At 60.3% G+C, this 23041-nt stretch carries 26 protein-coding genes; 4 read left to right on the top strand and 22 right to left on the bottom strand.

Annotated elements, in window-relative coordinates; all coding sequences use genetic code 11:
• Positions 1 to 9: 9 nt before the first annotated feature.
• The 20 genes from H0482_RS00710 to H0482_RS00615 form a co-directional block, all read right to left on the bottom strand.
• Complete coding sequence (locus H0482_RS00710; protein ID WP_330998147.1) at positions 10 to 840, bottom strand: biotin--[acetyl-CoA-carboxylase] ligase; 831 nt, start codon at positions 838 to 840, stop codon at positions 10 to 12.
• Positions 841 to 2286 (bottom strand): NADH-quinone oxidoreductase subunit NuoN, encoded by a 1446-nt coding sequence (nuoN, locus tag H0482_RS00705; RefSeq protein ID WP_193728119.1) that lies wholly within the window; start codon positions 2284 to 2286, stop codon positions 841 to 843.
• A 9-nt stretch (positions 2287 to 2295) separates the two neighbouring features.
• Positions 2296 to 3864, bottom strand: coding sequence for an NADH-quinone oxidoreductase subunit M (locus tag H0482_RS00700; protein ID WP_193728118.1), 1569 nt, complete (start codon positions 3862 to 3864; stop codon positions 2296 to 2298).
• Positions 3864 to 5897, bottom strand: a complete 2034-nt coding sequence (gene nuoL, locus H0482_RS00695) for an NADH-quinone oxidoreductase subunit L (RefSeq protein ID WP_193728117.1) — start codon at positions 5895 to 5897, stop codon at positions 3864 to 3866. Before nuoL ends, H0482_RS00700 begins: the two co-directional genes overlap by 1 nt.
• An 11-nt stretch (positions 5898 to 5908) precedes the next feature.
• Positions 5909 to 6217, bottom strand: a complete 309-nt coding sequence (gene nuoK / locus H0482_RS00690) for an NADH-quinone oxidoreductase subunit NuoK (RefSeq protein ID WP_193729041.1) — start codon at positions 6215 to 6217, stop codon at positions 5909 to 5911.
• Between the two features lie 15 nt (positions 6218 to 6232).
• On the bottom strand, positions 6233 to 6841 hold the full coding sequence (locus H0482_RS00685; RefSeq protein WP_193728116.1) for an NADH-quinone oxidoreductase subunit J: 609 nt from the start codon (positions 6839 to 6841) through the stop codon (positions 6233 to 6235).
• A gap of 11 nt (positions 6842 to 6852) precedes the next feature.
• Positions 6853 to 7344, bottom strand: a complete 492-nt coding sequence (gene nuoI / locus H0482_RS00680) for an NADH-quinone oxidoreductase subunit NuoI (protein ID WP_193728115.1) — start codon at positions 7342 to 7344, stop codon at positions 6853 to 6855.
• On the bottom strand, positions 7344 to 8441 hold the full coding sequence (gene nuoH / locus H0482_RS00675) for an NADH-quinone oxidoreductase subunit NuoH (protein WP_193728114.1): 1098 nt from the start codon (positions 8439 to 8441) through the stop codon (positions 7344 to 7346). Before nuoH ends, nuoI begins: the two co-directional genes overlap by 1 nt.
• Before the next feature lie 9 nt (positions 8442 to 8450).
• On the bottom strand, positions 8451 to 10553 hold the full coding sequence (nuoG, locus tag H0482_RS00670; RefSeq protein WP_193728113.1) for an NADH-quinone oxidoreductase subunit NuoG: 2103 nt from the start codon (positions 10551 to 10553) through the stop codon (positions 8451 to 8453).
• Between the two features lie 4 nt (positions 10554 to 10557).
• A complete protein-coding gene (gene nuoF, locus H0482_RS00665) occupies positions 10558 to 11871 on the bottom strand; it encodes an NADH-quinone oxidoreductase subunit NuoF (protein WP_193728112.1) in 1314 nt (437 codons plus the stop codon).
• 2 nt (positions 11872 to 11873) lie between these two features.
• Positions 11874 to 12077: a hypothetical protein gene (locus H0482_RS00660; RefSeq protein ID WP_193728111.1), complete on the bottom strand. Its 204-nt coding sequence runs from the start codon at positions 12075 to 12077 to the stop codon at positions 11874 to 11876.
• Positions 12078 to 13388: an NADH-quinone oxidoreductase subunit NuoE gene (gene nuoE, locus H0482_RS00655; protein WP_193728110.1), complete on the bottom strand. Its 1311-nt coding sequence runs from the start codon at positions 13386 to 13388 to the stop codon at positions 12078 to 12080.
• A complete protein-coding gene (locus tag H0482_RS00650) occupies positions 13388 to 14578 on the bottom strand; it encodes an NADH-quinone oxidoreductase subunit D (protein WP_193728109.1) in 1191 nt (396 codons plus the stop codon). Before H0482_RS00650 ends, nuoE begins: the two co-directional genes overlap by 1 nt.
• Positions 14578 to 15195, bottom strand: a complete 618-nt coding sequence (locus H0482_RS00645) for an NADH-quinone oxidoreductase subunit C (protein ID WP_193728108.1) — start codon at positions 15193 to 15195, stop codon at positions 14578 to 14580. Before H0482_RS00645 ends, H0482_RS00650 begins: the two co-directional genes overlap by 1 nt.
• A 9-nt stretch (positions 15196 to 15204) precedes the next feature.
• On the bottom strand, positions 15205 to 15786 hold the full coding sequence (locus tag H0482_RS00640; protein WP_193728107.1) for a NuoB/complex I 20 kDa subunit family protein: 582 nt from the start codon (positions 15784 to 15786) through the stop codon (positions 15205 to 15207).
• Positions 15777 to 16142 carry an NADH-quinone oxidoreductase subunit A gene (locus H0482_RS00635; protein ID WP_193728106.1) on the bottom strand — a complete coding sequence of 122 codons (366 nt, stop codon included), beginning with the start codon at positions 16140 to 16142 and terminating at the stop codon, positions 15777 to 15779. Before H0482_RS00635 ends, H0482_RS00640 begins: the two co-directional genes overlap by 10 nt.
• Positions 16143 to 16549: 407 nt before the next feature.
• Entirely contained in the window at positions 16550 to 17140 is a 591-nt protein-coding gene (locus H0482_RS00630; protein WP_193728105.1) for an outer membrane protein, read from the bottom strand.
• A gap of 393 nt (positions 17141 to 17533) precedes the next feature.
• Positions 17534 to 18082, bottom strand: a complete 549-nt coding sequence (locus H0482_RS00625; protein WP_193728104.1) for an outer membrane protein — start codon at positions 18080 to 18082, stop codon at positions 17534 to 17536.
• Between the two features lie 99 nt (positions 18083 to 18181).
• A complete protein-coding gene (gene msrA / locus H0482_RS00620) occupies positions 18182 to 18907 on the bottom strand; it encodes a peptide-methionine (S)-S-oxide reductase MsrA (RefSeq protein WP_193728103.1) in 726 nt (241 codons plus the stop codon).
• A gap of 68 nt (positions 18908 to 18975) precedes the next feature.
• Entirely contained in the window at positions 18976 to 19179 is a 204-nt protein-coding gene (locus H0482_RS00615) for a hypothetical protein (protein WP_193729108.1), read from the bottom strand.
• On the opposite strand from H0482_RS00615, the gene H0482_RS00610 reads away from it, so the two are divergent.
• Entirely contained in the window at positions 19163 to 19510 is a 348-nt protein-coding gene (locus H0482_RS00610) for a DUF4326 domain-containing protein (protein WP_193728102.1), read from the top strand. The two genes, H0482_RS00615 and H0482_RS00610, sit on opposite strands and share 17 nt — an antisense overlap.
• Positions 19511 to 19630: 120 nt before the next feature.
• Here the strand turns inward: H0482_RS00610 and H0482_RS00605 are convergent, their stop codons facing one another.
• A complete protein-coding gene (locus H0482_RS00605; RefSeq protein ID WP_230989405.1) occupies positions 19631 to 19963 on the bottom strand; it encodes an SDR family oxidoreductase in 333 nt (110 codons plus the stop codon).
• Between the two features lie 30 nt (positions 19964 to 19993).
• On the opposite strand from H0482_RS00605, the gene H0482_RS00600 reads away from it, so the two are divergent.
• Together H0482_RS00600 and H0482_RS00595 are read left to right on the top strand one after the other, a co-directional pair.
• A complete protein-coding gene (locus H0482_RS00600) occupies positions 19994 to 20179 on the top strand; it encodes a hypothetical protein (protein WP_193728101.1) in 186 nt (61 codons plus the stop codon).
• A gap of 222 nt (positions 20180 to 20401) precedes the next feature.
• Positions 20402 to 21448, top strand: a complete 1047-nt coding sequence (locus H0482_RS00595; protein ID WP_193728100.1) for a lactonase family protein — start codon at positions 20402 to 20404, stop codon at positions 21446 to 21448.
• A gap of 161 nt (positions 21449 to 21609) precedes the next feature.
• Here H0482_RS00595 and H0482_RS00590 read toward each other — a convergent pair whose 3' ends face one another.
• Complete coding sequence (locus H0482_RS00590) at positions 21610 to 22083, bottom strand: hypothetical protein (RefSeq protein WP_193728099.1); 474 nt, start codon at positions 22081 to 22083, stop codon at positions 21610 to 21612.
• Between the two features lie 34 nt (positions 22084 to 22117).
• On the opposite strand from H0482_RS00590, the gene H0482_RS00585 reads away from it, so the two are divergent.
• On the top strand, positions 22118 to 22570 hold the full coding sequence (locus tag H0482_RS00585; RefSeq protein ID WP_193728098.1) for an aldose epimerase family protein: 453 nt from the start codon (positions 22118 to 22120) through the stop codon (positions 22568 to 22570).
• Positions 22571 to 23041: the final 471 nt, after the last annotated feature.

The following is a 23041-nucleotide window of genomic DNA, read 5'->3' as shown; positions in this document are numbered from 1 at the left end:
CTGTTGTGGTCAGCTTCGGGCGCTGGCCGTTGCCCCAAAATGCACATCGCCCGCCGTGATCGGAAACCGCGAACCGTCATCGTCGCGGATAATCAATCGACCAGCGGAGTCGATGGTTTCAAAAATGCCGCGCCGGACGATTCCGTCCTGCGAGACAGCGACTGGCGCACCTATGCCGGCAGCAGAGCCACGCCAAATTTCAAGGACTTTGCCCACGCCGCGTCCGTCGTCCCAGAGGCTGAAGGCATCCACCCAGGCGTCGGAAAGGGCCTCGAAAACATCCTCGGCAGTTCGTTTGGTGCCGAGATTGGCCAATGAGGTAGCCGGATAGGGCGTTCCCTGCGGCGCGGCAACAATATTGACGCCGCAGCCGATGACGATGGCGCTGCGGCCATCACCCGTCTTCGTGGCCTCAAGCAGAATGCCCGCCAGTTTGCCGCCATCGGCCAGCACATCGTTGGGCCATTTGAGCGCAATGCGTGACTTTCCGTCAGCGCCATCGGCCCCATCAATGCCGATCCGAACCATGCCATCGGGCAGAATAGAAGACAAAGCTCGATTGAGCGCAACGCCGGCAACGAAACCAAGCGTGGCGATCAATTCCGGCGCAGCATCCGGCACGATGAGAAGGCTGGCCGCCAGATTGCCTTGCGGACTGTGCCATTCCCTGCCCCGCCGACCGCGACCAGCCGTCTGCTGCAAGGCGGCGAACCAGATGCCCCCCGGATCGCCAGCGGCAGCCGCCGCAAGTGCCTCGCTATTTGTGGAGCCTATGGCGTCAAAACCGGCCAGCCGGTATCCGGCTGACTTCGCCTTGGCGCCAAGCAGGAAATCAGCCACCTAGAACAGGCTTCCGGCGGCGTTGCTAGCCCAGGTCGTCAGCGGGCTGCCGATGGTGAAGAAATACGTCACGATCAGGAAGCCGAACACCGCCATGACGATGTTAAGTTCGCCGGGCACCGCCACGAACTCGTCCTTGGGCTCGTCGAAATACATCACCTTGACTATGCGCAGATAGTAAAAGGCGCTGATCGCCGAAGCCAGCATGCCGATGACTGCCAAAACATAGAGATTGGCTTCGATCGCTGCAAGGAAGACCTGCCATTTGGCGAAGAACCCGGCAAGCGGAGGCAGGCCAATCAACGAAAACATGACGATAGCCATGATCGCGGCCACGAATGGACGTGCCTTGGAGGCTCCGGCCAGGTCATCGATGGTTTCCACATAGCCCTTGTCGGTGCGCAGGGCCAGGATGCAGGCGAACAAAGCCACGGTCATGCCGACATAGATGGCCATATAGACGGCCACGCCCTCGACACCTACCTGCGTGCCCGAAGACAGGCCAACCAAGGCGAAGCCCACATGGCCGATAGAGGAATAGGCAATGAGGCGCTTGAGCGACTTCTGGCCGATGGCGGCAAAGGCGGCCAGCACCATGGAAGCGATGGAAAGGAAGATGACGATCTGCTGCCAGTCGCTGGTGATCGGCGCAAAGGTGTCCATGACCAGCCGGACCATCAGGGTCATGGCTGCAACCTTGGGTGCCATGGCGAAGAAGGCTGTTACCGGGGTCGGTGCGCCTTCATAGACGTCGGGTGTCCACATATGGAACGGCACTGCGGAAATCTTGAAGGCAATGCCTGCGAGCAGGAAGACCATGCCGAAGATCAACCCGATCGAGCGGCCTTCATTGGCGATGGCGATGACGATTTCGGAAAGGTTGGTATGGCCGGTAAAGCCATAGATCAGCGAGGCGCCATAGAGCAGCATGCCCGAGGAGAGTGCGCCGAGTACGAAGTACTTGAGACCAGCTTCCGTTGCACGGCTATCATCGCGCTTGATCGCCGCCATCACATAAAGGGCGAGCGACTGCAATTCGAGGCCGACATAAAGGCTCATCAGGTCATTGGCCGAAACCATGACCATCATGCCCAAAGTCGCAAGAACGGCGAGGATGGAATATTCGTACTTATGCAGCCCGTTTTCTTCAGCATTGGAGAGGCTGAGGATCAAGGCCAAGGCCGCACCGCCCAGCACCAGCACCTTCATGTAGCGGGCAAAGCCGTCCGCGATGAAGAGGCCGTTGAAAATCACGCCGTCGGTGGGCTGCATCACGACGAGCACACCTGCAGCGGCGACGAGGATGATGGCCAGCCAACTGACCAGGCTCGACTTTTCCTTGTTGACGATAATGCCGACGAGCAGAAGCACCAGAGCACCCGCCGCCATGAGCAGTTCGGGATAGGCCGGAGCCAGGCTCGCAAAATCGGTAATGTCAGAGTTCACGAGTCTCTCCTAGTGCGACGCTGGCGCGGTGGCCGGCTGTACCTCGCCCGAGGGCGCGGTGTATTCGAGTTGGATGCGCTGTTCGGCAAGATCGACCAAGGGATCGCGACCGATGGCGGCCGAATAATGCGACACCAGATTGTCCACTGCAGCGGCCGTCGTGTCGAGGATCGGAGCCGGGTAGAAACCGAACACCAAGGTCAGCACCAGGAGCGGATAGAGGACAACCCTCTCACGCAGGTTGAGATCGAGTATGGATTTCAGGCTTTCCTTGGTCAACGCGCCGAAAATGATCCGGCGATAAAGCCAGAGCGCATAACAGGCCGAGAAGATCACGCCGAAGGCGGCACCGAAAGCGGCCCACGTATTGACCTGGAACACGCCGATCATGGTGAGGAATTCACCCACGAAGCCCGACGTGCCAGGAAGGCCGACATTGGCCATGGTGAAGACCATGAACGCAAAGGCATATTGCGGCATGCGTTCCACCAATCCGCCATAGGCGTCGATGTCGCGCGTATGCATGCGGTCATAGATGACGCCAACGCAGAGGAAGAGCGCGCCAGAAACAATACCGTGCGAAATCATCTGGAACATGGCGCCCTGAATGCCCAGCGCATTGCCCGCGAAGATGCCCATGGTCACGAAACCCATATGGGCGACGGACGAATAGGCAATCAGCTTCTTCATGTCCGTCTGCACCAGGGCCACCAGCGAAGTCAGGATGATCGCCGCGACCGAAAGCACGAAGATGAAATTGGCGAACTGAGCCGAGGCATCGGGGAACATCGGCAGCGAGAAGCGCAGGAAACCATAACCGCCGAGCTTGAGCAGGATGGCGGCCAGCACTACGGAACCCGCCGTCGGAGCCTGCACGTGCGCTTCCGGCAACCAGCGATGAAAAGGCCACATCGGCATCTTGACGGCCAGCGAGGCAAAGAAGGCCAGCCACAGCCAGGTCTGCATGCCCACCGGGAATTCATGACCCAGAAGGCGCGTGATGTCGGTCGTGCCGGCATCCCAATACATCGCCATCATGGCCAGCAGCATCAGCACCGAGCCGATGAAGGTATAGAAGAAGAACTTGTATGCCGCCTGGATACGCGCCGAACCGCCCCAGATTCCGATGATCAGGAACATCGGCAGCAACGTGCCTTCGAAGAAGACGTAGAACATGGCCAGGTCGAGAGTGGTGAAGACGCCGATCATCAGCGTTTCGAGCACCAGGAACACGATCATGTATTCCTTGAGGCGCGTCTCCACCTCCCAACTCGCCACCACGACCGCCGGCATGAGCAGCGCGGTCAGCACCACGAACAGCACCGAAATACCGTCCACGCCGACGCGATAGCCGATGGAATCGCCGATCCAGGGCATGTTGACGACGAACTGGAAGCCGGCATTGGATGGATCGAAGGCCTGCCAGAGTGCAAGCGACAGCCCGAAGACCGATAGGGTCACCACCAGCGAAATCCAGCGGATAGCGCCAATGGCATTTTTCGGCGTGGCCAGCAGGATTGCGGCTCCCAGCAGCGGCAGCCAAGTAACAATCGTCAGAATTGAATTATCAAAGGTCATTAGAGGAGCCCCCCGGCCGTAATGGCCCAGGTCAGCAGCGCCGCAATGCCGATCAGCATGGCGAAGGCATAGTGATAGAGATAACCGGACTGCAATTTGACCATCCAGCTCGTGACATTCTGAACGCGACGGCCAAGGCCACCGGCAATCTTGTCGTCAACTAACCAGTCGTCGAAACCCTTCCAGATGGCATTGCCGATCCAGAGCGCGGGACGCACGAAGATCGTGTTGTAGAGCTCGTCGAAATACCACTTGTTGAGCAGGAACTGGTAGAGTCCCGGATTGGACGCCGCCAGCCGGCCCGGCATGTCGGGGCGCCTGATATACATGTACCAGGCGGCGACTAAGCCCAGAACCATCGAGACCGTGGCGCTCCACTTCACCCAGGTCGGCACGTGGTGCGCGTCCTCGATGATCTGGTGATCCACGAAGATCGAACCCGCGAAGAAATGCTCGATATGCTCCACGTCGTGGAAGAACATGCCGTAGAACACCACGCCCGCCAGGACCGCACCAACAGCCAGCACGTAGAGCGGCACGAGCATGACATTGGGCGATTCATGAGCGTTGTCATAGGCCGAACCGTGATGGTCATGATGGCCGTGGTCGTCGGCGTGCTGCGGCTCGCGCGGCGAACCGTGGAATGTCAGGTGGACCAGACGCCAGGAATAGAAGCTGGTGAACAGGGCCGCGATGACCAGCATCCAGAAGGCGAATGAGCCGATATTGCCACCAAAGGCATAGGCGCTTTCGATGATGGCGTCCTTGGAGAAGAAACCGGCAAAGCCGAAATTCGTGCCCGGAATACCAACACCCGTAAGTGCGAGCGTGCCGATCATCATCATCGCATAGGTGATGGGGATCTTTTTGCGCAGCCCGCCCATGTTCCGCATATCCTGCTCGTGGTGCATCGCGTGGATGACCGAGCCCGCGCCCAGGAACAGCAGGGCCTTGAAGAAGGCGTGGGTGAAGAGATGGAACACACCGGCCGAATAGGCCCCTGCCCCAAGCGCCACGAACATGTAACCGAGCTGCGAACAGGTCGAATAGGCAATGACGCGCTTGATGTCGTTCTGCACGAGACCGACTGTTGCCGCAAAGAAGGCCGTGATGGCGCCGATGACAATGATGACATTGAGCGCGAAAGGCGAAGTTTCAAACAGCGGCGACAGGCGCGCCACCATGAACACACCGGCCGTCACCATGGTCGCGGCGTGGATCAGCGCCGACACGGGGGTCGGGCCTTCCATGGCGTCCGGAAGCCAGGTGTGCAGCAGGAACTGCGCCGACTTGCCCATGGCGCCCATGAACAGCAGGAGGCAGATTACTGTCATGGCATCCACGTTCCAGGCCAGGAACTGGATGGTCGGCATGCCGCTATTGGCGAATTCGTCCACGGCGGCAAAAGCGCCGTCGAAACCGATCTGGCCCAGCACCAGAAACGAGCCGAAAATGCCCAACAGGAAACCGAAGTCACCGACGCGGTTGACCACGAAGGCTTTCATCGCCGCCGCGCTGGCCGAGGGCTTGGTGTACCAGAACCCGATCAGCAGATAAGAAGCGAGGCCCACGCCCTCCCAGCCGAAGAACATCTGGAGGAAGTTGTCGGCGGTCACCAGCATCAGCATGGCGAAGGTGAAAAGCGAGAGATAGGCGAAGAACCGCGCACGATGCGGATCTTCGTTCATGTAGCCGATGGAATAGACGTGGACGAGCGCCGACACCGTGTTCACCACCACCAGCATGATGGCAGTGAGCGTATCGACACGCAGGATCCAGCGCAGGTCCATGTCGCCGACCTGAATCCAACGCATGACCTCGATCTTGAGGACGGCGGCATTGCCGTCGCCCACAGCACCGGCCAACCCGTCGCCAAATGCCACGGGGATGAAAACGACCCAGCTCAGCACCGCCGCAACGATCAGCAGACCCGTCGTGATGAACTCACTGGGCCGGTGACCGATCGAGCGGCCGAGCAGACCGGCAATAAGCGCCCCGATAAGGGGCAGGAAAACAATCGCCTGAATGATCATAGCGGGTGCCCCTAGCCCTTCATCATGTTGACGTCCTCAACCGCGATGGAGCCACGGTTGCGGTAGAAAATAACGAGGATGGCGAGACCGATAGCGGCCTCGGCGGCAGCAACGGTGAGGATCATCAGCGCGAAGACCTGACCTTGAAGGTCATTGAGTTGGGCACTGAAGGCCACCAGATTGAGATTCACGGCCAAGAGGATCAACTCCACCGACATCAGGATGACGATGACGTTCTTGCGGTTGATGAAGATGCCGACCACGCCAAGCGTGAACAGGATAGCTGCGACGGTCAGGTAATGACCGAGCCCGATGTCCAGACCCATGATAACCCCCTATAGCCCCTGACCCGATTTGACCTTGACGACCTTGAGCGTCTCGCTGGGCTTGCGGCCGATCTGGGCGGCAGTGCTCTGCCGCTTGATGCCGGGCCGATGCCGCAATGTCAGAACGATGGCGCCGATCATGGCCACCAGCAGTACTGCTGCAGCACCCTGGAACAGGAAGACGTAACGCGTGTAGAGGACCTGTCCGAGCGCCCTTGTGTTCTCGATCGTATTGTCGATCGGCAGAGCGGCTCCGCCACCAATCTCCGGAGAGATGAAGGTACTGCCAGCCACCAGAAGCAGTTCGAGCAGCAGGACGAGGCCGACCAGAATACCGATGGGCGCATATTGCAGCAGACCCGATTTCAGTTCGGCGAAATCGACGTCCAGCATCATGACGACAAAGAGGAACAGAACCGCGACCGCGCCGACATAGACCACGATCAGCAGCAGCGCGAGGAATTCCGCGCCGGCCAGCATGAACAGGCCCGCCGCATTGACGAAAGTCAGGATGAGGAACAGTACGGCGTGGACCGGATTGCGCGCCGAAATGACCATGAAGGCCGCGGCGACGGCGACTGCCGAGAACACATAGAAGAAGAACAGTGGAAGGGTCATGCTCTTCCCTCTCAGCGATAGGGCGCGTCGGCGGCGAGGTTGGCAGCAATTTCACGCTCCCAACGATCACCATTGCTGAGGAGCTTCTCCTTGGAGAAGTACAATTCCTCACGCGTTTCGGTTGCGAATTCGAAGTTCGGCCCCTCGACGATGGCGTCCACCGGGCAAGCTTCCTGGCAGAAGCCGCAATAGATGCACTTCACCATGTCGATGTCGTAGCGGATCGTGCGGCGAGTACCGTCATTCTGGCGCGGGCCAGCTTCGATGGTGATGGCTTGGGCCGGGCAGATAGCTTCGCAGAGCTTGCAGGCAATGCAGCGCTCTTCGCCATTGGGATAGCGGCGCAGGGCATGCTCTCCCCGAAAGCGCGGAGACACCGGCCCCTTTTCGAACGGATAGTTCACCGTGGGTTTGGGCGCGAAGAAATAGCGCATGGCCAGGAAAAAGGCCGAAACGAATTCGCGCAGCAGCAGGGTATTGAGGATTTGTCCGGCGGTGCGCATCAGGCGATTCCTCCGTGCCAGCCCCAGCCGGTGAGCTGGAGAACGAAAGCAACGATCACGACCATCAGCAGCGACAGTGGCAGGAACAGTTTCCAACCAATGCGCATGAGTTGGTCATAGCGGTAGCGAGGCACGATGGCCTTGGCCATGGCGATCATGAAGAAGACAAGACTGACCTTCAGGAAGAACCAGACGACGCCCGGAATCCAGGTGAAGGGCGGCAGGTCGACGGGCGCGGCCCAGCCACCCAGGAACAGGATCGTGGTCATGGCGCACATCAACAGGATGGAGATGTATTCACCCAGCATGAACAGCATGTAGGGCGTGGCCGAATATTCTGTCATGAAGCCGGCGACGAGTTCGGATTCACCTTCGGCGAAGTCGAAAGGCGGGCGGTTGGTTTCGGCCAGGGCCGAAATGTAGAACACCACGAACATCGGGAAGAGCGGCAACCAGAACCAGTTGAGGAAGCTGAGCCACGGCACGCCCAGGGCGTGAGCCAGACCCATTTCCCGCTGCGCAATGACGATGTCGTTGAGGTTCAACGACCCGACGCAGAGCAGCACGGTGATGATGACGAGACCGATGGAGACCTCATAGGAAACCATCTGCGCGGCAGCACGGATCGAGCCGAAGAACGGATATTTCGAGTTCGAGGCCCAACCGCCGATGATGACGCCATAGACGCCAAGCGAGGAAATCGCCAGCAGGTAAAGAATACCCACATTGATATTGGCCATGGCCCAGCCATCGAAGACCGGCACGACGGCCCAGCCCGCCAAGGCAAGGGTTGCCGTGATCAGCGGCGCGGCAAGAAACAATACCTTGTCGGCGCCCGCAGGAATGATCGGCTCTTTCACTGCAAATTTCAGCAAGTCGGCAAAGCTCTGGAGCAGGCCGAACGGGCCGACGACGTTTGGACCGCGACGCATCTGCACCGCTGCCCAGACCTTGCGGTCGGCCAGCAGGATGAAGGCAGTGAACAGCAGCAGGAATACGAGAAGCGCAAGCGCCTTGTAGATGAACCCGACTTGCACGCCCCAGCCAAGGAACGGGATGCCGAGCAGATAATCGAGGGCAGCGAGAATGAAGTCCATAATGCTCCCCTATTCCGCGGCCTGCTGGAGGCCGGCGGCCATTGCGGCACATTCGCCCATGACGGCGGAAGCGCGCGCAATCGGATTGCTGAGATAGAAATCGGCGACCGGCGACGCATAGGGCGCGCTCTTGGTCTTGATGCCAGCCTTGGCCAGCTTGGCGACATCAGTGACGGATCCGGCGCTGATCTCATCGATGCGGGCCAGATGCGGGAAGTCAGCGTAAAGCGCCGACCGCAGCTGGGCCAATGAGCCATAGGGCAGAGCCTGACCCATAGCGCCGCTCAACGCGCGAACGATGGCCCAGTCTTCCTTGGCGTCGCCCGGAGGGAACACAGCACGATTGGTGACCTGCACCCGGCCTTCAGTATTCACATAAGTGCCCGACTTCTCGGTATAGGTCGCGCCCGGCAGAATGACGTCGGCGCGGTGAGCACCCCTGTCGCCATGCGAACCGATATAAACCACGAAAGCCTTGCCCATGGCAGCGGTGTCGTATTCGTCGGCTCCGAGCAGGAACAGAACGTCGAGTTCCCCCTTGCCGGCCAGAGCGATCTGGTCGGCCGAGCAGACACCACCGTCATGCGGCACGAAGCCGATGTCGAGGCCGCCGACGCGGCTCGCCGCATTGTGCAGCAGCGCAAAGCCATTCCAGCCTTCGGCGACATTGGCGCCCGTCGCCAGCTTGGCCGACAGGGCGATAGTGTCGCGACCCGCCTGCTTGCCGAGCGCAGCATGGGAAACTGCACCCTCGCCGACGATGATCAGCGGGCGCTGGGCATTCTTCAACACGTCTGCGAAATCACCATTGCCAGCGGCCAGATCGGCCAGGGTTTCGAAGCCCGAACCGAGATAGGCATAATCATAGGTGAGGTCGGCCTGTTCGCCGATCAGTGCAATCGGCAATCCCTTTGCGCGCCAGGACTTGCGGATGCGGGCATTGATCAGCGACGCTTCCTTGCGCGGATTGGAACCGACGATGAGAATGGCGTCGGCTTCTTCGATACCGGCAATGGTGGGATTGAAGATGTAGGCCGAGCGCGGCATGGATGGGTCGATCCCCGACATGGCGGGGCGAACGTCGGTCATGCCTGAGCCGATCGAGGCCAGCAGCGCCTTGAGCGCATACATTTCCTCGACGGCAGCAAGATCGCCGGCAATGGCGCCAACCTTGTTACCGGCCTTCTTGATGCGGGTGGCGACGGCGGCAAGCGCCTCGTCCCAGCTCGCCGACTGGAGCTTGCCGGCCTTGCGGATATAGGGGCGATCGAGGCGCTGGCTCTTGAGACCATCCCAGATGAACCGGGTCTTGTCCGAGATCCATTCCTCGTTGATGGCCTCATTGATCCGGGGCAGAACGCGCATGACTTCGCGGCCACGGCTATCGACGCGAATGGCCGAACCAACGGCGTCCATCACATCGATGCTCTCGGTCTTGGTCAATTCCCAGGGACGCGCGTTGAACGCATAGGGCTTGGAGGTCAGTGCGCCGACCGGGCAGAGGTCGATGACATTGCCCTGCAATTCGCTGGTCAGCGCCCGTTCCAGATAAGGGGTAATCTCGGCGTCCTCGCCACGACCGATCAGGCCGAGTTCGGAAATGCCGGCGACCTCGGTGGTGAAGCGGACGCAGCGCGTGCAGTGAATGCAGCGGTTCATCGAGGTCTTGATCAGCGGGCCCATATATTTGTCTTCGACGGCGCGCTTGTTCTCGAAAAAGCGCGAGCCGGAGACGCCATAGGCCATGGCCTGGTCCTGCAAATCGCATTCACCGCCCTGATCGCAGATCGGGCAATCGAGCGGATGGTTGATCAGCAGGAATTCCATCACGCCTTCGCGGGCCTTCTTGACCATGGGCGTGTTGGTGAACATTTCGGGCGGTTCGCCGTTCGGACCGGGGCGCAGGTCGCGTACGGCCATGGCGCAGCTGGCCTGCGGCTTGGGCGGGCCGCCCTTCACTTCCACCAAGCACATGCGGCAATTTCCGGCCACGGACAGGCGTTCATGGTAGCAGAAACGCGGAATTTCAGCGCCGGCTGCTTCGGCGGCCTGCATGAGGGTATAATGGTCTGGAACTTCGACGAGCAGGCCGTCAACCTTGATGGAAGCCATCGACTTACTCCGCAGCGATCGACGGCACGGCGCCGTCGCTGGTGGACGAATAGGTATATTGATCAATCCGCTCTTCGATCACATGACGGAAGTTGCGGATCAATCCCTGGATCGGCCAGGCAGCGGCGTCACCCAGCGCGCAGATGGTGTGGCCTTCGATCTGCTTGGTCACTTCGAACAGCATGTCGATCTCGCGCTTCTGCGCGCGGCCCTGCACCATGCGCTCCATGACGCGCATCATCCAGCCGGTGCCTTCGCGACAGGGCGTACACTGGCCGCAGCTTTCATGCTTGTAGAAAACCGACAGGCGCCAGATGGCCTTGATGATATCGGTGGACTTGTCCATGACGATGATCGCAGCCGTGCCCATTGAGGAGCCGACGTCGCGCAAGCCATCAAAGTCGTAGACGGCATTGCGGATTTTCTCGCCCGGCACGCAAGGCACCGAAGAGCCGCCGGGGATCACAGCCAGCAGGTTATCCCAGCCACCGCGAATACCGCCGCAATGCTTTTCGATGATTTCCTCGAAGGTAAGGCCCATGGCTTCTTCGAAGGTAGCGGGCCTGTTCACATGGCCCGACACACACATCAACTTGGTGCCGGTATTGTTGGCGCGGCCAATGGAGGCGAACCAGGCGCCAGAGCGGCGCAGAATTTCCGGCACAACGGCGATGGATTCGACGTTGTTGACGGTTGTGGGATTGCCATAGACGCCCATGGCGGCCGGGAATGGCGGCTTGAGGCGCGGCTGGCCCTTCTTGCCTTCCAGGCTTTCCATCAGCGCGGTCTCTTCGCCGCAGATATAGGCGCCGGCGCCATGATGAACGACGATGTCGAAGTCCCAGCCATGGATATTGTTCTTGCCGATCAGCCTGGCATCATAGGCCTGCTGAACGGCTGCTTCCAAGTTCTGCCGCTCACGGATGAACTCGCCGCGCACGTAGATATAGGCAATGTGCGCGCCCATGGCGCGGCCGGCCAAGAGGCAACCCTCGACCAGATGGTGCGGATCGTGCCGCAAAATCTCGCGGTCCTTGCAGGTGCCGGGCTCGGATTCGTCGGCATTGACCAGAAGCTGGCAGGGACGGCCGTCGCCGGCGCCTTCCTTGGGCATGAAGGTCCATTTGAGCGCTGTGGGGAACCCCGCGCCGCCGCGACCACGCAGGCCCGAGGCCTTGACCTCGTTGACGATCCAGTCCCGGCCGTTGTCGATGAATCCCTTGGTCCCATCCCAAGCGCCGCGTTGGCGCGCGCCTTCGAGCGTCCAGTCGTGACGGCCGTAGAGATTGGTGAAAATGCGATCCTTGTCAGCGAGCATGATCAGCTTTTCCGCTTCAACAGATAAGTGAACCAGGCGGCAATACCGATCGCCGCCCCGGCTGCCGAAGCCATAAAGCTCGGCAGGGTGAGATTTGCAGCCATCTCAAGACCCGTCACCATGGCAGTGGCGACCAGCGTCAGGATCACGCCGATCGCGTAGTCCATCAGGGTCAGCGTGCCAAAGTTGATCTTGCGACTGGCCATTTAGCGCGGGTCCTTCCCGAACACCTTGCGGTATTCCTCGACGCCGCCCTTGGCGAGCGCCTTGGCCTGCTTGACCCATTCGTCGCGCTCGATACGGCCTCGGAAATTCAGCACCTCATCGACACGGGCGATATCGGTCTGCTTGAATCCGGCGATCTGCGCATAGGTGGTAATGCCCAAAGCATGCAACCGGCCTTCCAGCACGGGACCGACGCCTGAAATGAGCTTGAGGTCGTCGGGCTCGCCAGCGGGGCGCTCGAATAGAGGCTGTGCAGGCCCGCCCTTCTCGGCGGTCGGCGTCACTTCCCTTGGGCTGGCCTCTACCGGCTTGGCAGCATTCTTGGCCTTCTTGGCCGAAGTCGAGGTGCCACCCTCGGCGGGTGCGACCGCGCTGGCCTTGCCGACCGCCTTGCCACCATCAACTTTGCCGCCAGGCACTTCGGCGCCCACGGCATCTTCGCGCATGGCCTTGTTCGGCTCGCCACTTTCCGCCTTGGCAGAGCGCGCGGCGGCTTTGCGTTCGCCTTCGGCCTTGGCGACGGACACCTTGGCATCCGCCGGCGTTCCCTTGAGCGCCGGAGCGTTTTCCTCGGCGACATCCTTGGGCTTGCCTGCTGTAGTAGGTGCTGGTGCGGCAGGTGCGGCCACGGCGGGTGCGTCGGCAGCCGGCGGCGGCACGAACTTCTCCCGCTTGGCGCTGGGCTGTTCCAGCAATGTCGTCTGGCCGCCTTCCGCCGCAGCAAATTGCCGATCGACCTGCGGTCCTGGCTTGATGCTGGCGCCGTTTCCGGACTGGAAAGCGTCGATGATTTCTTCCAGGCGTTCCGGTGTCAGATCCTCATAGGTGTCGTGGAAAATGGCAACCATGGGCGCATTCACGCAGGCGCCGGCACATTCCACTTCTTCCCAGCTCATCGAGCCATCTTCATTGAGGTGATGCGGTTCGGGGTGAATCTTGTTCTTGCAAACATCGATCAGCCCTTCGGCGCCTCGCAACATGCAAGGCGTCGTGCCGCAGACCTGGATATGGGCCCGCTTACCCACCGGCACCAATTGGAACTGGGTGTAGAAGGTGGCCACTTCCAGCACGCGGATATATGGCATGCCCAGCATTTCCGCGATTGTCTCGATGGTCGCGCGAGTGACCCAGCCTTCCTGATCCTGCGCACGCATCAGCAGCGGAATGACAGCCGATTGCTGCCGGCCGGGCGGATAGAGCCCGATGCGCTTTTCAGCCCAGGCCTGATTTTCTGCGGTAAAGGCAAAACTTGCCGGTTGCACCGACTCGTCTGCAAGGCGTCGCGTAGCCATCAGCGATCAACCTCTCCGAACACAATATCAATCGAACCCAGGATCGCCGTCACGTCGGCCAGCATGTGGCCGCGGCACAGACGATCCATGGCGCTCAGGTGCGCGAAGCCCGGAGCACGGATATGGCAGCGATAGGGCTTGTTGGTGCCGTCGGCCACCAGATAGACCCCGAATTCGCCCTTGGGGGCTTCCACGGCGGCATAGATCTCGCCGGCCGGCACCTTGTAGCCCTCGGTATAGAGCTTGAAGTGATGGATCAGCGCTTCCATCGAGCGCTTCATCTCGCCGCGCTTGGGCGGAACGACCTTGCCGTCAGTGGACGCGACCGGCCCCTTGCCGTCTGCCGCATTCAGCTTGGCGATGCATTGCTGCATGATGCGGTTCGCCTGGCGCATTTCTTCCATGCGGATCAGGTAGCGGTCATAGCAATCGCCACTGGAACCGACCGGAACGTCGAACTCCATTTCGGCATAGCAGTCATAGGGCTGCGCCTTGCGCAAGTCCCACGCCGCGCCGGCACTGCGCACCATCGTTCCGGAGAAGCCCTGCCCCCATGCCTCTTCAAGGCTCACGACGCCAATATCGACGTTGCGCTGCTTGAAGATGCGGTTTTCGGTCAGCAGCGTATCAATATCGTCCAGTGCCTTGGGAAATTCCTCGCAGAACGCCGCAATGTCGTCGATCAACGCTTGCGGCAAGTCCTGATGGACACCACCGGGGCGGAAATAGGCAGCATGCATGCGGGCACCTGAAGCGCGCTCATAAAACACCATGAGCTTTTCACGCTGTTCGAATCCCCAGAGCGGCGGGGTCAGCGCGCCAATATCCATGGCTTGCGTCGTGACGTTCATCAGGTGGGCCAAGAGGCGCCCGATTTCGGAGTAGAGCACGCGGATGAGTTGGCCGCGACGCGGCACGTCGATCCCCAGCATTCGCTCCACGGCCAGCGCGAAAGCATGCTCCTGGTTCATCGGAGCCACATAATCGAGGCGATCGAAATAAGGCACCGCTTGAAGGTAGGTCTTGGATTCGATCAGCTTCTCTGTGCCGCGATGCAACAGGCCGACATGCGGATCTACGCGCTGGACCAGTTCGCCGTCCAGCTCCAGAATCATGCGCAGCACGCCGTGCGCCGACGGATGAACCGGACCAAAATTGAGCGTGAAGTTGCGGACTTCGACTTCAGACATCAGTTCTTCGCCTTCTCGTCGCCGGGCAGCACATAGTCGGTGCCTTCCCAAGGCGACAGGTAATCGAACGAGCGGAATTCCTGCGTCAGCTTGACGGGCTCGTAGACCACGCGCTTGCGTTCTTCGTCGTAACGGACTTCCACGAAGCCGGTGAGCGGGAAGTCCTTGCGCAGCGGGTGCCCGTCAAAGCCATAATCGGTGAGGATGCGCCGCAGGTCGGGGTGACCCGAGAATTGCACGCCATATAGGTCGTAGGTTTCGCGTTCGAACCAGTCCGCACCGGAGAACACGTCGCAGATAGAGGGCACGGGAGTGGCCTCGTCGGTTTCGAGCTTGACGCGGATGCGCTGGTTCAGATGCGGGCTCAGCAGATGATAGACCACGTCGAAGCGGAATTCCCGCGCCGGGTAGTCGGCACCGCAGACATCGACGAAGCCGATAAAACGACATTTCGGATCATCGCGCAGGAATGTCGCCACATTGACGATCGAATCGCGCTGCACGGTGACCGCCAGATCGCCGAACGCCACTTCGAAGCCCAGGACCGCGTCACCCAGGGACGTGGTGATGTGTTCGCCGAGCGCCACGAGCGGGTCGATAACAATTGTCTCGTCCATGCCCCTGCCCTATCGTTCGATCGTGCCGTCGCGGCGGATTTTCTTCTGCAGCAACAAAATGCCGTAGAGAAGCGCTTCGGCCGTCGGCGGGCAGCCAGGAACGTAGACGTCCACCGGCAGCACGCGGTCACAGCCCCGCACCACGGAATAGGAATAGTGATAATAGCCACCGCCATTGGCGCAGGAGCCCATGGAGATGACGTAGCGCGGCTCCGGCATCTGGTCATAGACCTTGCGCAGGGCCGGAGCCATTTTGTTGGTCAGCGTTCCCGCGACGATCAGCACGTCAGACTGGCGCGGCGAAGCGCGCGGTGCCGTACCGAAACGTTCGATGTCGTAGCGCGGCATCGACATCTGCATCATTTCCACGGCGCAGCAGGCCAGACCCGTCTGCATCCACATCAACGAACCGGTGCGCGCCCAAGTGATGAGCTGTGACACGGTCGTGACGAGAAAACCCTTGTCAGCAAGCTCGTTATTGACGCCGGCGAAGAACGGATCATCGGCGCCAACAGGCTTGCCGGTCGCAGGATCGAGCGCGCCCGAGGGACGCGGGGTAACCAGTGTCGAACTGGACGGGGTCAATCCCATTCCAGAGCTCCCTTACGCCATTCATAGATAAAGCCGATGGTCAGCACGCCGAGAAAGATCATCATCGACCAGAAACCGAACCAGCCCACTTCACGGAAGGCGACGGCCCAGGGGAAGAGGAACGCCACTTCCAGGTCGAAGATGATGAACAGGATAGCGACCAGATAAAAGCGCACATCCACCTTCATGCGCGCATCGCCAAACGCCTCGAAGCCCGCTTCGAATGCGGAGAGCTTCTCGGGGTCGGGGCGCTTCAGCGACACGAGGAAAGGCGCAACCAGAAGCGCACCGCCAATAATTGCCGCAAGTGCAATAAAGATGACGATGGGCAGATAATTGCTGAGCAGATCGGTCATGCGGCAGCCTAAAGTTCAAGCGGCCGAGGCGGCCGTGATGGGCGCGGGCTCGTCTGCAATTGGGGCAAACCAGCCGACGCACAGGTGATGCCGAAGGGCTTAGACCTTCCCCCAAAACGTTTCAAGGGAAAGAAAATATGATAAAAATTATCATGTAACAAAGGCGGCACTTCTGCACTGACTTACCCGGCAATTTGCAGGAGACGATCAGATTTTCCACATCAATCGGGAGTTCTGGTAACCGCACAGCAGTTCCCCAGGTCCAGCCGAATGCGCCGACAGCCCGCCTCCCGTGCATCCCGTGATTCTCGCCAAAAAACCAAAACGGCGGCCCGATATGATCGGTCCGCCGAAATGGGCTGCAAGAAACTGGCAGCGGGGCGATGTCGCCCCGCCACGCAACGTTCTTAGAAGTGGTAGAACACGCCGACAGTTGCCTTGGCGGATTCAAAGAAGGTGTCGCCGACTTCCGAGCGGAAGTCGCCCTGGCCAACGACTTCACCGCGGACGGTGACAGCGTCGGTAACGGCAAACTCAACACCACCACCCAGCTGGTACACGCCCTGAGAAGTGACGCCGTCATTGGAGATACCAACGCCGCCCAGTGCATAGACCATGGCGTTATCGGTGACGATGGCACCAACGCGCAGGTTCGCGAAGAATTCGCTGGTGGAGGTCACAGCTGCAGCGCTGTTCCAGTTGTAGTCGCCGGTAACTTCGATACCGAGCAGGACCGGGTCGACCGGGATGAAGTTCACGCCGACGGCGGCACCGATAACACCATAGGTGGTGCTGTTGGAGGCGCCAGCATACTGACCTGCGTTGGCACCAATGAACTGGCCGCCCAGACGGACACCAGCATAGAGGCCTTCCCAGTCAAAACCAGCAGCGGTGTAAACCGGCTGCGGGGTGGTCGGGATGATCAGGTCAGCGGCCTGAGCGCCACCAACCATAAGAGCTGCGGCGGAAACGCCGATAGCGAGAGAACGTACAAACATATCTTGCACTCCCAATAGAGTTAACCGTAGTCGATCCGATAAATGCCCCACAGGCGCGGGGCTGACAACCCCACCACCTCTCAAATTGAGAAGTGCGGATAAAATTTGATGACCATTTTCAGGCACCTGTTGCAGGAATGCCCCGGAATTGGTTCAATTTGATACAAAAGCCAGCTTCCAGGCGTCTTTCATTGAGCAAATTGCGATCGTGGCAGTCAATCCTGTCGCCGGAATGAGGCGGACGCTGCCACATTCCGGCCGCAAACGCAATCGGCAAGGCCTTCCACCGCCCAGCCTAAGCGAATCGAGACCTCAACTCGCGTGCGAATGGGAATCAGGCCATTGGACGCCGCCATTCGGTAGCAACTTCCTTCATCGGCACGGGACAGGGCGTTAAAAGTGAAAGTTCGCGCCAATGGCCACTTGGTCCTTGGGATTTCCGCCCAGGGTCGGGAAGCCATGCAGGTATTGGGCGCGCACCGACACGGAATCGGCTACCGCGAATTCGACACCTCCGCCGATCAGCACGTCTTCTTCGGCAGGCGGACCCAGATCGATGCCGTAACCTCCGGCGGCGTAAAGCAACACGTCATCGGTTACGACGAGCCCTGCCCGGCCAAGGATCTGGCCATAGGCTGTTTCGCCGGCCCCGTTATCGGCCAAACCGGTTACCGCCACCTCGGCGCCGAAGAGATAGAAGTCGAATTGGGCGTTAACGCCGGCATTGAGCCCCGCGCCAAATTGCTGCCCTCCAGCCCCACTGTTCTGAATCCCGCCATAAATTCCGGCATAAAAGCCGCCCCAGTCGAATGCGGCGTCCTGGTATAGAGGCAGCGCCGACTGGGTCGAAACTGGAACGGTTATGATGTCGGCCGCGCCGACCGCGCCGATGGGCAGTCCGGAAACCACACTGACGAAAACGATCGTGCCGGTCATGCGCATGCCGTCTCTCCCATTTCAGGGTCTCAAAAATGGCAACGTTCATCCGTGCGACCGGTTCCGGAAGGGTATTGCCGTCGTCCGCTCCTCACGGCTGCAGCCCTAAGCCGGCGGCAGCATGCCCACCAATATCGGCTCGGCCCGAAACAGGGAGGGAAATAGCCGCTCCAGCGCCTGGATCTTGGGAAGATCGTGGATGACAATATAGGGCCAGGTCGGATTCAGGGTCAAAAAATCCTGATGATATTGTTCGGCCGGATAGAACACGTCCAAGGGCTCGAGCGTGGTGACGATCGGCCCATCGAACAGACCCTCATCGTCGAGTTGGGCAATATAGGCACGGGCGATTTTCTCCTGCGCCTGATCAAGCACGAAAATTGCGGAGCGATATTGCGTGCCGCGATCCGGTCCCTGAAAATTCAGTTGCGTGGGGTTATGCGCGACAGAAAAATAGACTTGCAGAAGCGTGCCAAAGCTGACTTCTCGGGGATCGTAGGTGATCTCGACCGCCTCGGCATGGCCGGTATCGCCGCGTGTGGTCAAGTCATAGGTGGCGGTTTCGGCCGATCCGCCGGCATAGCCGGAAACAGCGCTCTTCACGCCCCTCACCCGCTGGAATACCCCCTGCACACCCCAGAAGCATCCCCCGGCCAAAACGGCCACGGCATTGTCGCCGCTTTCGTCCAAATCGGATTGTGGTGGCGGGATCACCACGGGCGCCTCCTGTCCTTGCGCCGGTAGCTGCAATGCGAGCACGGGCGTGACAGCAATCGCTGCCAGCAAGCGGCGACGGAGGCGATCGACTGGAGCGGCAAGCGTTCGGGGCATTGCGACACCTCATGAGATCGGGAACCACTTGTCTAATATGATCCTGCTCCGGGACCAGATCACCCGGTTCACAACGAAATGAAGCCTCTGGCGATCGAACGCGCGAAACCGATGGCCTCCGGTTCGGCAGGAGGGTTTTTATCCGCAAAAACTTGCACAGCGCGCCGCTCGAATTCGAGCCAATAGAATTCGAGACAGGTCGCGACGGGTGGGTTTATCGTGCTTGTCGTCGTCAGCGCAGCCTCGGAGCCTTGCATGTCGAGAGAATCCAAGCCAGTCCGTGTTCAACTCTCCCGCCACAAGGGATGGCGAATGCCTGAGCACACATTGAAGGTCTGCCGGCCGAGCAAATGGGGCAATCCCTTTCCCATCGGCAAAGCGGGCGCATTGGGAAAGGTGGCTCCCGACCGGGCCAGCTCCGTTGGGATGTTCAGGGCCATGCTGGCCGACGCCAAGATGCGAGAGGCCGCCGGATACCCGAGCGACGCCGAGATACGCGCGGCTCTGTCGGGCAAGAACCTTGCCTGCTGGTGCCCGCTGGGAGGCCCATGCCATGCCGACGCGCTGCTGGAAATTGCCAACAGCTCAGATGCCTCAACGTGATCATAGCCGAACATATGAACGTGCCAGCACATGCCGCTGCACCCGGCAACGCCGCGTACGGCTTCCGGCAAGCCGGACCTCAGGCGGTCCAGCCGCTGTCGATGATGTGGGCCTGGCCGGTCATATAGGTTGCGTCAGCCAGATAAACGGCGATATCAGCACCCTCTCCCGCCCGCGCGATGGACCGGTCGGCTGCCGGCCGATGAACGCCCGCCTTGCCGCTTCGAAGTCGACGGTGATGTGCCATCTCTCGTGCAGTCTGGGGCTGTCCACAGTACCGGTGCAGATCGCGTTTACGCGAATATTGCTGGCCGTATAATCCGCTGCGAGCGACTTGGTCAGTCCGACGACAGCGGCCTCTGAGATGGGATCGGCGGCCAGGCTGGGGACGATCTTCAGCGAAGACGCCACCGTCGCCATGTTGATGCTTCTGCCGTCCCGGCGCTCAAGCATTTGCCGCAGAACGTGTCTTTTCGTCCGCACATGCGCCCTTACGGTGAATCTACTGCAAATGCCACGCTCAACACCGCCGTGCGGGTCATTGCCACCGTCACCAGCCATCCCGACCCCCACCGTGCCTGCATCGATGCAGGCTCGAAGTCCTTGTCGACGGACCTTGCTCCCGCCGGCCCCCATCGCGATGATTATCCCGGCCATGGCATTTGGTGAACGCGCCCAGGGTGAGTTCTGAAACGCATGTCGGAAGAGCGCGGCAGGCCGCGTTATCGAGCCAGAGGTGAGCCACCACCGCTGCCGGTGGGATGCCGGCTCGAGATCATCCAAATCATGTTTGCATGCCCTTCGCTTTGCTGAGAAAAGCTTCAATCCTCGCCAAGGGCGAAATCGTGGCAACCTGGGAAGGTTTCGGGGCAGGCTCATCGGAGTAAAAGCATGAGTGGCAAAGTTTTCGAATCGAATGAAGTTCTGCTTGTCGCCTCTCGCGGCGTGGGGGACGAACATGGTCTCTGGCTGTGGACGGAAGGCGATGCGGGTTGGTCCGGCCACCAGATCGACACTGTGGGGCAGTTATCCTCACTTGCCGCACATCCCTCAATTCCCGTGATTTATGGCACCGCAGGCGTCGAAGAAGGTCGGCTTTTTGCGTGGCATATCGATTCCAGCCGCGAGGAACGCATCGCCGCCACGCTGAGCATGGGGGTCGAGCCCTGCGATCTCACCGTCGATCCCAGCGGTCGCCTGCTGATTGCAGTCAATTACACTACCAGCACGCTGACGCTACAAAAGCTCGGCCCGGACGGGACATTCGATGGTCCCGTTTCGCTGGTCAAACTGTCCGGCAGCGGACCCGACGCGTCCCGGCAGGAGGACGCCCATCCCCATCAGGCCTTTTTCAAGGGCGAAACGCTCATTGTCATCGATCTGGGCGCAGATTGCGTGCGCGAGTTCACCCTGGACCTCACCAAGGACAATTCCGAAATCCTCACCGAAGTGCGGACGACGCCCGTGCCGCCAGGTACAGGTCCGCGCCACGGCGTCATTCTGGAAGATGGCCGCCTCGCCGTAAGTGGTGAACTGGGCGAAATCCTGATCACCGGACATCTTGGCGGAACGGCTGGGGACTGGGCGAATATCCGCAGCACCCAGTGCACCGGCCCTGCGAAATCGCGCTGGGAACGCAACTACCCCGGCGACATCCGGCGCAGCGCCGATGGCCGGCATGTGTATTTGGCCAATCGCTCCTACGATACACTCGCCACCTTCGATGTGAGCGCGGAAGAGCCGAAACTGATCGGCGAAGTCGATACGGGCGTGCATTGGCCACAGCACATCGCTGTGCGGCCCGATTGCGTGCTCGTTGCCGGTTGGGATTCCTCCCGCGTTGTCATGCTGCCGCTAGAGAAGGGCAGTCCCCAGCAGGCAGTGCCGATTTTTGACTGCGCGGGCGCTAGCTGGTTGCACGTCCACCGCATGCGCTGACGCCGGGCTCGCCAAGCGGACAACGGCCAAGCTAAGGCCATAGAAAGTTCGACGGAAGCTATAGGGCGGAGCAATCAAGCGGCATCGGAACAGGGCAGGATCGGTTCTCATAGGTCGAATAATGCTGCGGCCAGAACCCGCGGCAGAAGCCTGGAATCGTCTTACTCTGTTCCAGCGCGGGAACAGGCGCTCGATGTCCTCGAGGCAAGGGGATATTTAGTGCGACCGCCGGGCACCGAGCCGCTGGTGCTCTCGACGCAGCTCAATGGTCTGGCGACCTGCTTTCCGCCTTTCCGCCGGCGGTGGATGTCGCTCAGCCGATCATCAACAGCCTTGCCGCCACGACCGAGGAAGCGGTTCATCGAGCACGGTGCAGTCCGTGTTCTCGCCTTCAGATACGCTTCCGGCGTTGAGGCGCTTGAGCTCTCCACCGGAATGGCTCGCTTCATCCTGTTGCCGCTCAAGGACAGCAGATCTGGGATGCCTGGGTGGGTGAAAGGCGGCTGACGATGCGATCGGTGTTTGACGCGCCGCTCGATACGCGCTCCTTCCGCAAAACCTACGGCGCCTTCTTCGTCCATTGCGGCGGCACCGCAATGGGCTCTCCACAGGCGGGCGAAGATCATCGGCCGCATGAGAACTCCCCAATATCCCGTTCGATCGCGCGCATTGGGCCTGGCGATCAGCGATGGCGAGCATTCTGCCGAATTGGGCGGAACTGCCAATGATCGCGAAGCTTTTTCGCATGCCGTTGAATTCGCACCCAGCCTAAGATTTTTCGAACAGCGTGCAGAAGTCGAATGCACGATTTCAGTCGAAAATGTAGGCGGCGACCACATGCCCTGCATGTATCTTGGTCACGTCAATTTTGCGCCCGGTTCCGGCGCTGTGCCGATCGATACCGCGACCGGCGCAACCTACACCTTGACCAAGCCTCCACAGCCGAGCACGACGCCGCAAAGCGCCCATGACTGGCATGAGCGGGCCTGCGCAGACTTCAGTCAACACCGCCAAGTCGGCATGTACGAATGGGTGGAACCCGAAATTGTAAAGACGCTGACCTTGCCCGCCGGAGCAGACGGCTGCCCTTGGCGAGCGCCAGGGCGAAGCGCTCATGTCTAGGGTTTCGGAGGATGGTCATGGTTGACTGGGTCGCTGCCCTTGCGGGTGTCTCGACCGCGATTCAAATTACAAAGGATCTCAGGCAACTCGATCGCAGTATGGATTAGGCGGCCCAACGAGCGCAGCTAGTGCCTCTCATGGGGCAACTATCCGACGTTAGGATACAGCTCCAAGATGCCAGGGGAGAAGCGCGCTCCAAAGACGATGAGACCGAACAACTAACGGCGTTTTCAACCGATCTCACAGGCAAAGCGTTCGTGGGTGGCTTCTACTTTGACACCCTGGCTGACGGCCAACCCAAAGGCACGCCCCACTGCTCGTACTCCATCGAGAGGAAGAGCGGGCTCCATCACACACGTCAGTTGGGCAAGTCAGGCCTCTCGTGGGGGTGCCCACATTGCAAAACTGAGCACCTGTACGCTCCTAGTTATGATTGGGAAACCAGGCCCTAATCTAACATCACGCAAATCC

It is taken from the genome of Devosia faecipullorum (genome assembly GCF_015158295.1).
GTDB lineage: Bacteria > Pseudomonadota > Alphaproteobacteria > Rhizobiales > Devosiaceae > Devosia > Devosia faecipullorum.
Note: the sequence above shows the minus strand (reverse complement) of the source record. Positions and strands in the feature narration are given on the sequence as shown.